Below are 13,113 nucleotides of genomic sequence, written 5' to 3'. Positions count from 1 at the left end.
TCATCGGCCAACAAGGACAATGACAGACCGCGCTCCGATGAGCAGACTGTCCCCTGCCAGCACGGGGAGGGGGGCCTCAAAGAGGATATGCTCCTCGTCTCCGGTGTTGACCGCGATGTGCCAGTGGAGGCCGCCGGGGAGGTGGGGCAGGGTCAGGCTGTGGGCCTCCCAGTGCACATTGATCGCCAGATAGACAATGTCGTCCCTGGACTTGGCCGAATCGTAGCCTGCAAAGAGGACGCCGGCCACCCCGTTTCCGTTATCCTGGGGAGTCTTCCAGGGCTCCTCCGAGTGATAGCTGATGTCCGGCAGAGTGTAGCGGCAGCTCCTGGCAGATCCCCGCAGCACCGGGTGGTCCATGCGGAAGTGGATCATATACTGGAAGAACCGGAAGATATCCTGGTGCTTTTCCAGGAGGGACCAGTCCAGCCAGGAGATCTCGTTGTCCTGGCAGTAGGGGTTGTTGTTGCCGAACTGGGTGTTGCAGAATTCATCTCCTGCAAAGAACATGGGTGTCCCGCGGCTGCACATAAGGACAGCGCAGGCGTTGCGGATCATCTTCATGCGCAGAAGGAGGACCTGAGGGTCGTCTGTCTCCCCCTCCGCTCCGCAGTTCCAGCTCCGGTTGTCATTTGCACCGTCAGTGTTCTCCCAGCCATTTGCCTCATTGTGCTTTTCGTTGTAGGCATACAGATCGTAGAGCGTGAAGCCGTCATGGCAGGTGAGAAAATTGACGGAGGCGTGGGTGCCCCGGATCTTCGGGTCGTAGATGTCCGGTGAGCCGCTGATCCGCTGCAGCGCGGCGCTGGTGTGGGAGATGCCGCCCTTCAGGAAATCCCGCATGTCGTCCCGGTAACGCCCGTTCCACTCGCTCCAGCGGCTGAAGGACGGAAAGTTTCCCACCTGGTAGAGTCCTCCGGCGTCCCAGGCCTCAGCGATCAGCTTTGTGTTCCCGAGGAGGGGATCGAATGCCAGGCTTTTGAGCAGGGGCGGATGCTCCATGGGGGAGCCGTCCTCGTTGCGCCCCAGGATGGAGGCCAGGTCGAAGCGGAAGCCATCGATGCGGTAGGAGGTAACCCAGTAGCGCAGACAGGTGAGTATCATCTGCTGTACAACCGGGTGGTTGCAGTTCATCGTATTGCCGCAGCCGCTGAAGTTGTAGTAGCAGCCTTCCGGAGTGAGCAGATAGTACACATTGTTGTCAAAGCCCTTGAATGAGAAAATGGGTCCGTTTTCGTTGCCCTCCGCCGTATGGTTGAAGACCACGTCCAGGATGATCTCAATGCCGTTGTCGTGGAGCTCCTTTACCAGCTCCTTGAGCTCCAGGCCTTCCCTGTTGTACTCCACGTCAGCGGCGTAGCTGGTGTTGGGGGCAAAAAAGCTGACCGTACTGTAGCCCCAGTAGTTGAGGAGCTCCCTCCCGTTGTGAGTGCGCTTGTCCATGAGCTCGTCGAACTCAAAGACAGGCATCAGCTCCACCGCATTGACGCCCAGGGCCTTCAGATAGGGGATCTTTTCTTTTAGGCCCAGGAAGGTGCCGGGGGCGGACACGTCCTTTGCCATCTTGGTGAAGCCTCTGACATGGAGCTCGTAGATGACCAGGTCCTCGATGGGAGTACAGAGCTGGGGAGCCACGCCCCAGTAGAAATTATTTTTGACGACCCTTGCGCGGTACCCCTTTTCCAGGACCTTTTTGCCCCAGGTGCTCTGCCCGGTGATGGCTTTGGCGTAGGGATCAATGAGAATGTTCTTTTTGCTGAAGAGAAGGCCTTTCTCCGGATCCCAGGGGCCGTCCAGGCGGAAAGCGTACTCGAATTCTTCCACATCCAGACCAAAGACGATCATGGAGAAAACGTTTCCTATCTTATAGCTGTCGGGAATGGGGAGGACCGCATAGGGCTCCTCTGACTCCCGGTGATAGAGAAGGATCTCACAGGACGTGGCATTCTGGGAATGGACAGTAAAGCTGACTCCTCCTGGGATGGCCCAGGCGCCAAAATACTCGTAAAGGCCGGGACGGACGGGAAAGCCGTTGATAGTGGCAAGAGGTTTCATGTGAGATGGCAATGTTTCTTGGATCATAGCTGCCTCCTTTGTCTGATGGGGAGAATAGACGGGTTACTGCAGATGCTGGTAAAAAAAGACGGCCAGCTGCGTTCGGTCTCTGAGAGAGAGCTTTTCCAGCAGAACACTCAGGTAATTGCGCACGGTCCCCTCCCCCAGGAACATGCGGGAGGCAATCTCACGGTTGCTGAGCCCTTCCGCCACCAGACTGATGAGCTGATACTCCCTGTCGGTGAGACCGTACGCCTCCTGTGGAAAAACTTTATCCTCCTGAAGGAGCTTTGGGATGCGGGAACTGATCTCTGTGCCGAACACGGTCTGACCTGTCTGCACGGCCCGCAGGGCGGGAAGGATGCTGTTGTAGTCGGCTTTCAGGAGATACCCCTTGACTCCGCAGCGGAGGGCCTGGACGATGTACTCATCATCTGAAAAGGTGGTGAGAAGGAGGATGCGGGCTTCCGGGTCCTCTGCAAGGACAGCCTTTGACGCCTCCAGGCCGCTCATTCCCTCCATGCGGATATCCATGAGGAGCACGTCCGGCCGCAGGGACCTGTAGAGGGGAAGGGCCTCCCGGCCGTCGCTCCCCGTCCCTGTGACCGTGACATGCGGGTCTGCCTCCAGTATGGTCTTCAACGCTGTTGTCACGAGCGCATCGTCGTCGATGATCACTATATTCATATAGATTTCCTTTCTGTCATGTCTTTTGCCGCTGCCTTTGGGACAGAGGCGTGGATGGAAAATCCCTGCTCTGTGTTAAACTGGATGACGCCGCCCAGGCAGCGGATCCGCTCCTTCATATTTGAGAGCCCCATGCCGTCCGTGAGAGACAGAGGGGCGGAGGTGCCGTTGTCCTGGATGCACAGTCGGTAGAAGCCGGGGTACTCCCGGAAGGAGACGGTGACCCTGGAGGCGTCGCTGTGACGTATCACATTGCTCAGGGCCTCCTTGCAGATCATGATCACGCTGTACTTCACCTCCCTCGGGATGGGCAGCCCTGCCTCGTAGGAGAGGGAGGCGCTGCAGAACTGAAAATCCCGGATCAGGTCCTCCATCGCCTCCTTCAGGCTGACAGAGTCATCCCGCAGGTCGTGGACGCTGCGCCGGATGCTTGTCATGGCGGTGTGGAGGGTGTCCTCCAGCTCCTCCAGCGGTCTGTCCAGAGCCCTGTCCTGGCTTACCGTGCGGATGGCCCCTGTCATGAGGATGGAGCGGGAGAGCATATGTCCCACATTGTCGTGGATTTCCCTGGAGATCCGGTTCCGCTCTTTCAGTGTCGCGGTGTACATCTGGTAGTCCTGGTTTTCCAACAGGGCCCTGTTTTTTTCTTCCAGGAGAAGATTTCTCTCCATGCCTGTGTCCCTGGCCGCATGGACCTCTTTTTCCAGGCGCAGTCCCTCCTGCGTCCGCCTGGCAAGGAGCAGGGCGGCCAGGCAGAAGCACAAAAGAAAAGCGGCGGGCCTGGGGCTGGCAGCGGGGACGTGGAAGGCTGTGGGCAGGAGGCACAGGGCAAAGAGAAGGGGACTTTTGCAGGTGCAGACGGTGTATAGCACAGGGGGAAGGAAGATAAGCTGCCAGGGCGTAAGGAGAGCGGAAATAGTCCAGCAGAGAAAGGCGGGGATATATACGGATTTCCGCTGAAAGAGGAGGGCGGCGGAAAGGCAGATCAGCGTTACCAGGAAGCCGGTGACGGCCTGGGGCAGGTCCTGACAGAAGAGGGTCAGGGACAGGGAACAGACAAACAGGAGAAGGCAGTCGCTCAGTCGTTTCATCAGGGGCCTCCTTTCTTTTTGATGGATATAAAAAATGACAATTGTCATTCGGTCTGCTGACAGGTGACACTATCATTATAGGACGGAAACTTTTATACTACAAGTGAAATCAAAAATAAGAGAGGGAGGTCAGTATGGAGGAGAAAACCATTGTCAGCATACACAATCTGGTGAAGAGATACGGGGATGTGCTGGCTCTTGACCATCTGGATCTGGAAATAAAGAGGGGGGAGATATACGGCCTTTTGGGGCCAAATGGGTCGGGAAAGACCACGGCCATCAACTGCCTTCTGGCTCTCCTTGGATATGACAAGGGGAGCATCCGGGTCTTCGGAGAAAATATGGAGCCGGACAGCTATGAGAGCAAGAGGAGGATCGGTGTGGTCATGCAGAATGTGGCCGTCTTCGAGGAGCTGACCGTGCGGGAGAACATCGACTATTTCTGCAGCCTGTATGTGAAGGACAAAAAGCGGCGCAGGCAGCTTGTGGAGGAGGCGGTCCGCTTTACCGGGCTGGAGGACCATCTGAAAAAATATCCCAAAAAGCTTTCCGGGGGACTTCTGCGCAGACTGAACATCGCCTGTGGCATCGCGCACCGGCCGGAGCTGATCCTCATGGATGAGCCCACGGTGGCGGTAGACCCCCAGAGCCGCAATCACATCCTGGAGGGGATAAAAAAGCTCAATGAGCAGGGCTCCACCATCATCTACACATCCCATTACATGGAGGAGGTGGAGAAGATCTGCACCAGGATATCCATCATGGACCGGGGCCGCATTCTGGCCACAGGCACAAAGGAGGAGCTGAAGGCCATGATCGGCACCGGGGAGACCATCACGGTGGAGACAGGCGGAATGACAGGAGAGCAGGTGGAGGAGGTCAGGCTGCTCCCGGGCGTGGTGTCGGCAGACTGCCAGGAGGGAGTCCTGCGGGTGCAGTGCACCCAGGGGGCGGGCAACCTGACAGGGCTTCTGCACAGGCTGGAGGAGGCGGACATTCCCTTCGGGAGGGTCTGGTCCCAGCCCCCCACGCTGAACGACGTGTTCCTGGAGATCACGGGAAAGCGGCTCAGGGACAGAAAGGAAGAGGAGGAGGGATAAAATGGGAACCTATCTGAAATACAGATTTCTCACCCTTGTGCGGGAGAAGTCCTTTATGTTCTGGGCCCTTGCCTTTCCGCTGATCCTGGCGGTCCTCTTCTACGTGTCCTTCGGCAACCCGGCAGGGGATGGCATGGGAGAGAAGATGCAGTCTGTGCCGGCCGGCGTGGTGGTCACGGAGGAAAACCCTCCTTTCTCTGCCTTCCTCGAAGCCCTGGACGGGGACGTGATAGAAATAAAAGAGTATGAAGACAGCCAGGAGGCTTTCGCCGCGCTGCGGGAAGGAGATGTGACAGGCGTCTTCACCGTAAAGGAAGAGCCGGAGCTGACAGTGGACGGCTCCGGGCTTGCACAGAGTATCCTTGGGGAACTCATGGAGGGGTACGAGCAGCAGGCGTATCTCCTTGCCCGGGCAGCCAAAGACCACCCGGAGGGAGTGGAACGAGCTGCCGCGGCCGCACTGGAAGCGTCCGAGGAGAGCGGGGTGCGGGAGGTGAGCCTTGGAGGAAGGACCACCAATACAGGGGTGCAGTATTTCTTTGCCCTCATCGCCTTCTCCTGCCTGTCCGGCGCCTATCTTGGCATCAAGACGTGCTGCGACGGGCAGGCCAACCTGTCTGCCCTGGGAGCCCGCCGGAGTGTCTCTCCCATGCACAAGCTGAAGGGGATCCTGGCGGATTTTGCCGTGCTGATCCTTCTCCACTATGCAAATGTGCTGGTGCTGACCGGATTTATATGGCTCGTGCTGGGAGTGGACCTTGGCAGCAGCCCGGGATGGGTCCTTCTTGTGGACCTTGCGGGAACCCTGATCGGGGTGGGCATTGGCATCCTGACAGGGAGCATCAGCCGTTTTTCCTTCTCCATCAAGATGGGGCTTTGCGTCTGTGCGACCCTGTTTCCCTCCTTCCTGGCAGGGCTTATGTTCGGGAATATGAAATATGTCATAGAGACCCGTTGCCCGGTCCTTAACCGGATCAACCCTGCGGCAGTGCTGAGCGACGCCTTCTACTGCCTGGCGGTGTACGAGGACTATGACAGACTGCTGGAGGATATGGCGATCCTGGGAGGCATGAGCATCCTCTGCATCCTCCTGGCCTTCGCCGCAGTGAGGAGGGAACAGTATGACAGTATTTAGAGGATTTATCAAGCTGGCGCTCCGTCAGCTCCACATGCTGCTCCTGTATGTGGCTGTCTTTGTGACTATAGCTGTTATTGTCCAGCTCTCCCTGAGAGAGGAGGGGACGGATACCTTTGAGATGACCTCTCTGCCTGTGGCCGTGGAGGACCGGGACGGGGGAGCGGCGGCAGAGGGGCTGAAGGAATACCTGGGACAGATCCACCGTGTGACGGAGTGGGAGGGGGACCTGACGGGTCTGCAGGAAAAAATGTTTTACAGGGACATCTATTATTTGGTGCGGATACCGGAGAACTTTGAGGCTGCCTGCCTTGCGGGGCAGGAGAAGCTGGAGGTGACCAAAATCCCGGGGACGACCAGCGCTTACTATGTGGACAGCCAGATCAGCGCCTGGCTTCGGGAGATGAAGGCCATGCTGGCAGCGGGATACGGGACCCAGGAGGCCTGCGCCCTTGTGCTGCAGGCCCAGAGCGGGGCCGGCTCTGTCCGGATGCTGGACGAGAGCGGGTACGGGGGAGAGCCGGCGCCCCACGCCTTTCTCTTTCAGTATCTGCCCTACATGGTCCTCTCGATCCTGTGCTACGGGGCGGCTTTTATCATGATCGCCTTCAGGAGGGAGGAGGTGAGGCGAAGGCTCCTTGTATCCCCTGTACCCAGGCTGCGTCAGAACCTGGGGCTGATGGCCGGATATCTGGTCCTGGGGGCGGTTGTGTGGGTGATCTCCCTGATCTTGCCGGTCACCCTCTACAGAGGTGACTTCCTGTCAGACGGAAATCTTCCCTATTATATGGCAAATGTGACCGCCCTGGTCCTGGTCAGTCTCTCCATCGCCTACGTGGTGAGTATGTGTGTGAAAAGAGCCGAGACAGTAAACGGTGTAGTCAATGTGGTGACCCTGGGCATGTGCTTCCTCTGCGGTGTCTTTGTGTCTATGGACGTCATGGCTGCAGGGGTGAAGCGGGCGGCAGCATTCCTGCCCGTGTACTGGTATGAGGCGGTGAACGGCATCCTCTCAGAGCAGGCCTCCCTCACGGCCAGCCAGAGAACGGAGGTGCTGCAGGGGCTGGGACTGCAGCTTCTCTTTGCGGCGGCCATCTTCGGCGTGGGGATGGCGGTGAGCAGATACCGGGAGACCGATTGAATTTGAGGCCTCCTTATGTTACAATCTTTAGAGTACGATTGGAGCGTAAGGAGGTCTTGTTTTATGAAAAATTTTATGCAGTACGCACCCACGGAGATCGTGTTCGGGAAGGATGCGGAAAAGGAAGCCGGAAGGCTTGCCAAAAAGTGGGGCGGCGATAAAGTCCTCATTGTCTACGGGGGAGGAAGTGTGAAAAAGAGCGGTCTCCTGGACCGGGTAAAGGCGGAGCTTGCGGACGCAGGTGTGTCCTTCCAGGAGCTGGGCGGTGTGAAGCCAAACCCACGCCTGGGCCTTGTCCGGGAGGGCGTGAAGATGGCGGTGGATTTCGGGGCGCACCTGATCCTTGCTGTGGGCGGAGGCAGTGTTATTGACACGGCTAAGGCTGTGGCCATCGGTGCCGCGGATCCTTCTGTGGACGTGTGGAGTTACTGGGCCGGGGAGAGACAGGTGCAGGCGGCTCTGCCGGTGGGTGTCATCCTCACCATCTCCGCAGCGGGCAGCGAGACAAGTGACTCCGCTGTCATCACCAACGAGGAGACCGGCAAAAAGGCGGGAATCAACACGGATTTTAACAGACCGAAGTTTGCCATCATGAACCCGGAGCTTACATACACCCTGCCGAAATACCAGCTTACCTGCGGCATCGTGGATATCATGATGCATACGCTGGAGCGGTATTTCACGCCGGTGGACGGCAACATGCTGACCGATGAGATCGCAGAGGGACTCTTAAGGACCATGATCACCTGTGGGAAAAAGGCATATGAAGACCAGACGGACTACGATGCCATGAGCGAGATCATGTGGTGCGGCAGCATTTCCCACAACAATCTGACAGGTCTTGGACGGCCAAAGGATTTCCTCTGCCACAAGCTGGGACATGAGATCGGCGGTATGTTTGATGTGGCTCACGGTGCAACCTTGTCCGCTATCTGGGGAAGCTGGGCAAGGTACGTGTACAAGATCGATCCGGCAAGATTTGCCCGGTATGGAGAGAAAGTATGGGGCATTGTTGAAGATGATGAGGAGAAGGCGGCTGTGGCGGCTATTGAGGCGACAGAAGATTTCTTTCGGTCTCTCCATATGCCCGTCTGCATCGGGGAGCTGGAGATAGGCGTGCAGTCGGACGAGGTGCTGCGGAAGCTGGCGGACAGCGCCACAAAGGGGGATACCATCCTGCTTGGTGCCTTTAAAAAGATAGACGCGCAGGACGCCTACGAGATTTACAAGGCGGCGAACCACAACGCAAAATAAAGAAGACAAAGAGAGGTAAACAGTATGATTTTCTTAGGAAAAGAAGAGATTGAAAAACTGGTGGATCCGGACGAGATCATGGACCAGATCGAGGAGGCATACCGGATCTTCGGGGCAGACGCCTACTATATGCCGCCCCGGCCGGTAATCGAGCACGAGAACAAGACTCTTATTTATATGCCCTGTTTTACAGAAGATGTGATCGGGACAAAGATGCTGACCATCTTCCCGGAGAACGCAAAGCTGGGGCTGCCCTCCCTGGACGGGCTTGTGATCTTAAATGACAGGACAACAGGCGCGCCGTTGGCTATTATGGACGGCCAGGCTGTGACGGCATGGAGAACAGGGGCTGTAGGCGGCGTGGGGATCCGCCATCTGTCCAGAAAGGATGCCCGCACAGTAGGTATTGTAGGCGCTGGAGCACAGGGCTTCCACCAGGCTGTGTACGCCTGCGCGGCCAGGAACATTGAGACCGTCTACATCTGGAACCACAGCGACCGTGATCTGACGGATTTCATGGCAAGACTGAAGAAGACTATTGCGGATCCGGCGGTGGAAGTAGTACAATGTAAGACAGTGGAAGAACTGGTGAAGGCCAGCGATATCATCTGCACCGCCACCCCGTCGGAGGAGCCGGTACTTCCCAATGACAGGGAGCTGCTGGAAGGAAAATGCATCATCGCCATTGGGTCCTATACTCCGCAGATGCGGGAGATACCGGATGTGATCTGGGATCTGGTGGACAACGTGTACATCGAGCTTCCCTATGCCTGTGAGGAGAGCGGCGATCTGAGTCAGCCGCTTGCCGAGGGAAGATTCACCATGGACAGAGTGGTTCTTATGGATAAGTTCCTGGCATCCGGGGCTGACGAAGATGAGATCGCAAAGAAAACCACATATTTTAAATCTGTGGGCATGGGTCTTTTTGACGTGTGTGTGGCACAGAAATTACTGGAGAAAGCAAAGGAGAGATAAGAAATGAAATTAGTAGCGACAGAGAAAGCACCAAAAGCACTTGGACCGTATTCACAGGGATACATTTACAACGGCGTGTTCTACGCGGCAGGACAGATCGCCATCAACCCGGCAACAGACGCAGTTGAGGCAGATACCATCGAGGGACAGACAGAGCAGGTGTGCAAGAACATCGGCGAGCTCCTGGCGGCAGCAGGCACAACCTACGACAAAGTCATCAAGACAACCTGCTTCCTGGCAGACATGGGAGACTTTGGTGCGTTTAACGAGGTGTATGCAAAATATTTCACATCCAAACCAGCCAGAAGCTGTGTGGCTGTAAAGACACTTCCAAAGAATGTGCTGTGTGAGATCGAAGTCATCGCGGCAGTGGAAGAGTAAGAACAAAAGCCCTGGAAGGCAGAAGAGTAAGAAAAGAGGTAGAGTGAAAAATGGCAGAGCAGCAAAACGGGTGCTCCCCCTCCGACTGTGCGGGGTGCGCCCATGCAGACTCCTGCGGCAGCAAGCCCCAGGATATGAGGGAACCGGCGAACCCGTTTTCTCATGTGAATAAAGTGATCGCCGTGGTCAGCGGAAAAGGCGGCGTGGGCAAGTCCATGGTGACGGCCTCCCTGGCAAGGATCATGCGGGAGCAGGGATTTTCCGTGGGGATCCTGGATGCGGATATTACAGGGCCGTCCATCCCGAAGATGTATGGTATACACGAGACGGCAAAGGGGAGCGACGAGGGAATCTTCCCCAGCGTGGCAAAGGACGGCACGAAGGTCATGTCCGTCAACCTGCTCCTGGAGCATGAGTCTGACCCGGTGATCTGGAGAGGTCCCATCATCGCGGGAGTGGTGAAGCAGTTCTGGACTGATGTTATGTGGGGGGAGCTGGATTACCTGTTTGTGGACATGCCTCCCGGAACCGGGGACGTGCCTCTCACGGTGTTCCAGTCCCTGCCGGTGGACGGCATCGTCATCGTCACCTCACCGCAGGACCTGGTGCAGATGATCGTGGACAAGGCCTGCAACATGGCCAGGCAGATGAACATTCCGGTGCTGGGCATTGTGGAAAATTACAGTTATCTCGTATGCCCGGACTGCGGAAAGAAGATCTCCGTGTTCGGCGAGAGCCACATCGAGGAGACAGCCCGGGAACTGGGTGTGCCGGTCCTCGGGAAAATGCCCATTGACCCGAAGCTGGCGGAGTCCGTGGAAGAAGAACGGTTCTACGAGGCGGACAACCAGTACCTGGCGGACGTGGTGAATAAGTTATAACGTAAATGGGGACGTAACCCTTTTTAAAAGGGTTACGTCCCCATTTACGTTTGTTGGTGTGTAATTTTGTATCATCCCCTGCGGAAAAATGAACAAACTGGTGTGAAATTGTGTATCACATAAAATAAATAATGGCAGTAAGAGAGGACCGAAAGAAAAGGACAGTCATATTTATCGCCTCTTGACATGCAGAACATACGTTTGTATACTGAGATAAGAACATATGTTCTATATTGTTGAGAGGAGATGTATGATCATGGAACTTCAGCAGTCTATATCCATAGCTGACAAACTGAAAATACTGACTGACGCGGCCAAATATGATGTGGCCTGCACGTCTAGTGGCACCCAGCGCAGCAACGACGGCACGGGCATCGGAAGCTGTGCTCAGGCGGGAATATGTCACAGCTTTTCTGCGGACGGGAGATGCATTTCCCTGCTGAAGATCCTGTTTACAAATGAGTGTATCTACGACTGCAAATACTGCATTAACCGAAGGAGCAACGATGTGCCAAGAGCCTCCTTTACCCCGGATGAGATCTGTACGCTGACGATGGAGTTTTACCGGCGCAATTACATAGAAGGCCTGTTTTTGAGCTCTGGTGTGCTGAAAAGTCCGGATTATACAATGGACCTTATCTACGCGGCGCTCTATAAGCTGCGGACAACGTACCGCTTTCAGGGCTACATCCATGTGAAGGCTATTCCCGGCACTAGTCAGGAGCTGCTGGAGAGGCTGGGATTTCTGGCGGACAGGATGAGCGTCAACCTGGAACTGCCTACAGCAGAGGGACTGCGCCTCCTTGCGCCCCACAAGACAAGAGAGAGGATCCTTGCACCCATGCGGCTTGTGCAGAACAGAATGGAGGAAAACAGGCAGGAGATCCAGCTGTACCGGAATGCCCAGAGATTTGTGCCCGCCGGGCAGAGCACCCAGATGATTATAGGCGCCACACCGGAGACGGATTTTCAGATCATTCATGTGGCAGAGGCTCTCTATAAGAAGTTCGGGTTAAAGCGAGTGTTCTATTCTGCTTTTGTACACGTAAATGAGGACGCCTCCCTGCCGGCCAGAACAGGGGAGGGGCCGCCACTCCTTCGGGAACACCGACTGTACCAGGCGGATTTTCTGCTCAGATACTACCAGTTTCAGGCTGGGGAGCTCCTGACAGAAGAAAATCCAAACTTCAATATTTTCCTTGATCCCAAGTGCAACTGGGCTCTGCGTAATCTGGATGTATTTCCTGTTGAGGTCAATACCGCAAGATATGAACTTCTGCTGCGAGTACCAGGCATTGGTTACAAGTCGGCTGGAAGGATCGTGAAGGCCAGGCGGTATGGAAAACTGGATTTTGGCGATCTGAAGAAAATGGGGGTGGTGCTCAAAAGGGCTCTGTATTTTCTGACGTGCAGCGGGAAGATGATGTATCCGGTAAAAATCGAGGAGGACTATATCACGCGGAATTTATTGAATGTAAAGGAGAGGCTGCCTGAGGGAGCCGGCGGCATGACATTCAGACAGCTCTCGCTTTTTGATGATGTAAGATTTGGCAGTGCGGCGGAGGGAGGCGTCATATGAAAACAATCTATATCTGCACAGACAGCATCACAGGAATCTTTTCTGCTGTGTATGAGGCGTGGAAAGACCGGCGCCGGGAGGGGGCAAGCGGGATTGCGATCCAGGGCAGCGTGGAGCCGGAGCTGTTCTGCGAGTACCGGGAGATCCTGGAAAAGGAGAGTAAAGCGGAGGCAGTGGAGCGGATGATCCTGGGCAATCTTGGTCAGGATGTCTATCATCATATTTACTATGCAGCTCTTTCGCGGGACGACCAAAAAGGCGAGGCGATCCTGGGTACCCTTCTTGCGGCCCGGAAGATCAGGCAGCCCCGGAAGATCATGGAGCATCTTGGAAACCCTTCTGTAGAAAAGGTGTTTGAGTTAAGCCGTGCTGTGGGAAATGAAGCCCATCTGCTGACAGGGTTTGTGCGCTTTCAGGAACTGGAAAATGGAATACTTTTTGCGGACATCACACCGAAAAATCAGGTCCTGACCTGTCTGGGAGCTCATTTTCAAGAACGCTTTCCACTGGAGAACTGGATGATACGGGATAAAAACCGGGATATGTTCGTTGTTCACGAGTCGGGACGGCGCTGGGTCCTGGTGCAGGAGGAAGATATGGAAGGCCGATTGGATGCGAGACTGTCCCGCCTTTCAGATCAGGAGGAAGAAATGCAGAAGCTGTGGCGGGAGTTTTGCAATACCATTTCCATTAAGGAAAGAGAAAACCCCAAATGCCAGAGGACTCACCTTCCGCTTCGGTACCGCCCCAACATGACAGAATTTGTTAGATAGTTCAGGATAGACAATTCCAAAAAATAATCAGATATTATTTTTTTGCTATGCACAATACCCC

General features: G+C 55.7%; 12 protein-coding genes. 9 read left to right on the top strand and 3 right to left on the bottom strand.

The window, feature by feature from the left end; all coding sequences use genetic code 11:
- The 3 genes from INF30_RS11260 to INF30_RS11250 are packed head-to-tail and all read right to left on the bottom strand — an operon-like array spanning position 1 to position 3,833.
- Positions 1-2,082 (bottom strand): glycogen debranching protein, encoded by a 2,082-nt coding sequence (locus INF30_RS11260; protein ID WP_226395237.1) that lies wholly within the window; start codon positions 2,080-2,082, stop codon positions 1-3.
- 36 nt (positions 2,083-2,118) lie between these two features.
- The gene (locus INF30_RS11255) at positions 2,119-2,742 is read right to left on the bottom strand and encodes a response regulator (protein WP_226395236.1); all 624 of its coding nucleotides are present in this window, start codon (positions 2,740-2,742) and stop codon (positions 2,119-2,121) included.
- Positions 2,739-3,833: a sensor histidine kinase gene (locus INF30_RS11250; protein WP_226395235.1), complete on the bottom strand. Its 1,095-nt coding sequence runs from the start codon at positions 3,831-3,833 to the stop codon at positions 2,739-2,741. Before INF30_RS11250 ends, INF30_RS11255 begins: the two co-directional genes overlap by 4 nt.
- Before the next feature lie 149 nt (positions 3,834-3,982).
- On the opposite strand from INF30_RS11250, the gene INF30_RS11245 reads away from it, so the two are divergent.
- The 9 genes from INF30_RS11245 (at position 3,983) to INF30_RS11205 (ending at position 13,052) form a co-directional block, all read left to right on the top strand.
- Positions 3,983-4,933: an ABC transporter ATP-binding protein gene (locus tag INF30_RS11245; RefSeq protein WP_087173256.1), complete on the top strand. Its 951-nt coding sequence runs from the start codon at positions 3,983-3,985 to the stop codon at positions 4,931-4,933.
- A gap of 1 nt (position 4,934) precedes the next feature.
- Positions 4,935-6,068 carry an ABC transporter permease gene (locus INF30_RS11240; RefSeq protein WP_087173136.1) on the top strand — a complete coding sequence of 378 codons (1,134 nt, stop codon included), beginning with the start codon at positions 4,935-4,937 and terminating at the stop codon, positions 6,066-6,068.
- Positions 6,055-7,209: an ABC transporter permease gene (locus tag INF30_RS11235; RefSeq protein ID WP_226395234.1), complete on the top strand. Its 1,155-nt coding sequence runs from the start codon at positions 6,055-6,057 to the stop codon at positions 7,207-7,209. The genes INF30_RS11240 and INF30_RS11235 overlap by 14 nt, the downstream gene beginning before the upstream one ends.
- A 63-nt stretch (positions 7,210-7,272) precedes the next feature.
- Positions 7,273-8,463 carry an iron-containing alcohol dehydrogenase gene (locus INF30_RS11230; protein WP_226395233.1) on the top strand — a complete coding sequence of 397 codons (1,191 nt, stop codon included), beginning with the start codon at positions 7,273-7,275 and terminating at the stop codon, positions 8,461-8,463.
- A 24-nt stretch (positions 8,464-8,487) separates the two neighbouring features.
- Positions 8,488-9,438 (top strand): ornithine cyclodeaminase family protein, encoded by a 951-nt coding sequence (locus INF30_RS11225; RefSeq protein WP_226395232.1) that lies wholly within the window; start codon positions 8,488-8,490, stop codon positions 9,436-9,438.
- A gap of 3 nt (positions 9,439-9,441) precedes the next feature.
- Positions 9,442-9,819: a Rid family detoxifying hydrolase gene (locus tag INF30_RS11220; RefSeq protein WP_076777176.1), complete on the top strand. Its 378-nt coding sequence runs from the start codon at positions 9,442-9,444 to the stop codon at positions 9,817-9,819.
- A 50-nt stretch (positions 9,820-9,869) separates the two neighbouring features.
- Positions 9,870-10,700, top strand: coding sequence for an Mrp/NBP35 family ATP-binding protein (locus tag INF30_RS11215; RefSeq protein WP_076777177.1), 831 nt, complete (start codon positions 9,870-9,872; stop codon positions 10,698-10,700).
- A 250-nt stretch (positions 10,701-10,950) separates the two neighbouring features.
- The gene (locus tag INF30_RS11210) at positions 10,951-12,279 is read left to right on the top strand and encodes a putative DNA modification/repair radical SAM protein (protein ID WP_226395231.1); all 1,329 of its coding nucleotides are present in this window, start codon (positions 10,951-10,953) and stop codon (positions 12,277-12,279) included.
- Positions 12,276-13,052 carry a TIGR03915 family putative DNA repair protein gene (locus INF30_RS11205; RefSeq protein WP_226395230.1) on the top strand — a complete coding sequence of 259 codons (777 nt, stop codon included), beginning with the start codon at positions 12,276-12,278 and terminating at the stop codon, positions 13,050-13,052. The genes INF30_RS11210 and INF30_RS11205 overlap by 4 nt, the downstream gene beginning before the upstream one ends.
- Positions 13,053-13,113: the final 61 nt, after the last annotated feature.

Source organism: Claveliimonas monacensis (assembly GCF_014982975.1).
GTDB classification, from domain to species: domain Bacteria; phylum Bacillota; class Clostridia; order Lachnospirales; family Lachnospiraceae; genus Claveliimonas; species Claveliimonas monacensis.
Note: the sequence above shows the minus strand (reverse complement) of the source record. Positions and strands in the feature narration are given on the sequence as shown.

Bases quoted from the DNA above. Each gene is read 5' to 3' on its own strand.
- INF30_RS11260 (WP_226395237.1), bottom strand. From the start codon at position 2,082: ATGATCCAAGAAACATTGCCATCTCACATGAAACCTCTTGCCACTATC.
- INF30_RS11255 (WP_226395236.1), bottom strand. From the start codon at position 2,742: ATGAATATAGTGATCATCGACGACGATGCGCTCGTGACAACAGCGTTG.
- INF30_RS11250 (WP_226395235.1), bottom strand. From the start codon at position 3,833: ATGAAACGACTGAGCGACTGCCTTCTCCTGTTTGTCTGTTCCCTGTCC.
- INF30_RS11240 (WP_087173136.1), top strand. From the start codon at position 4,935: ATGGGAACCTATCTGAAATACAGATTTCTCACCCTTGTGCGGGAGAAG.
- INF30_RS11235 (WP_226395234.1), top strand. From the start codon at position 6,055: ATGACAGTATTTAGAGGATTTATCAAGCTGGCGCTCCGTCAGCTCCAC.
- INF30_RS11230 (WP_226395233.1), top strand. From the start codon at position 7,273: ATGAAAAATTTTATGCAGTACGCACCCACGGAGATCGTGTTCGGGAAG.
- INF30_RS11225 (WP_226395232.1), top strand. From the start codon at position 8,488: ATGATTTTCTTAGGAAAAGAAGAGATTGAAAAACTGGTGGATCCGGAC.
- INF30_RS11220 (WP_076777176.1), top strand. From the start codon at position 9,442: ATGAAATTAGTAGCGACAGAGAAAGCACCAAAAGCACTTGGACCGTAT.
- INF30_RS11215 (WP_076777177.1), top strand. From the start codon at position 9,870: ATGGCAGAGCAGCAAAACGGGTGCTCCCCCTCCGACTGTGCGGGGTGC.
- INF30_RS11210 (WP_226395231.1), top strand. From the start codon at position 10,951: ATGATCATGGAACTTCAGCAGTCTATATCCATAGCTGACAAACTGAAA.
- INF30_RS11205 (WP_226395230.1), top strand. From the start codon at position 12,276: ATGAAAACAATCTATATCTGCACAGACAGCATCACAGGAATCTTTTCT.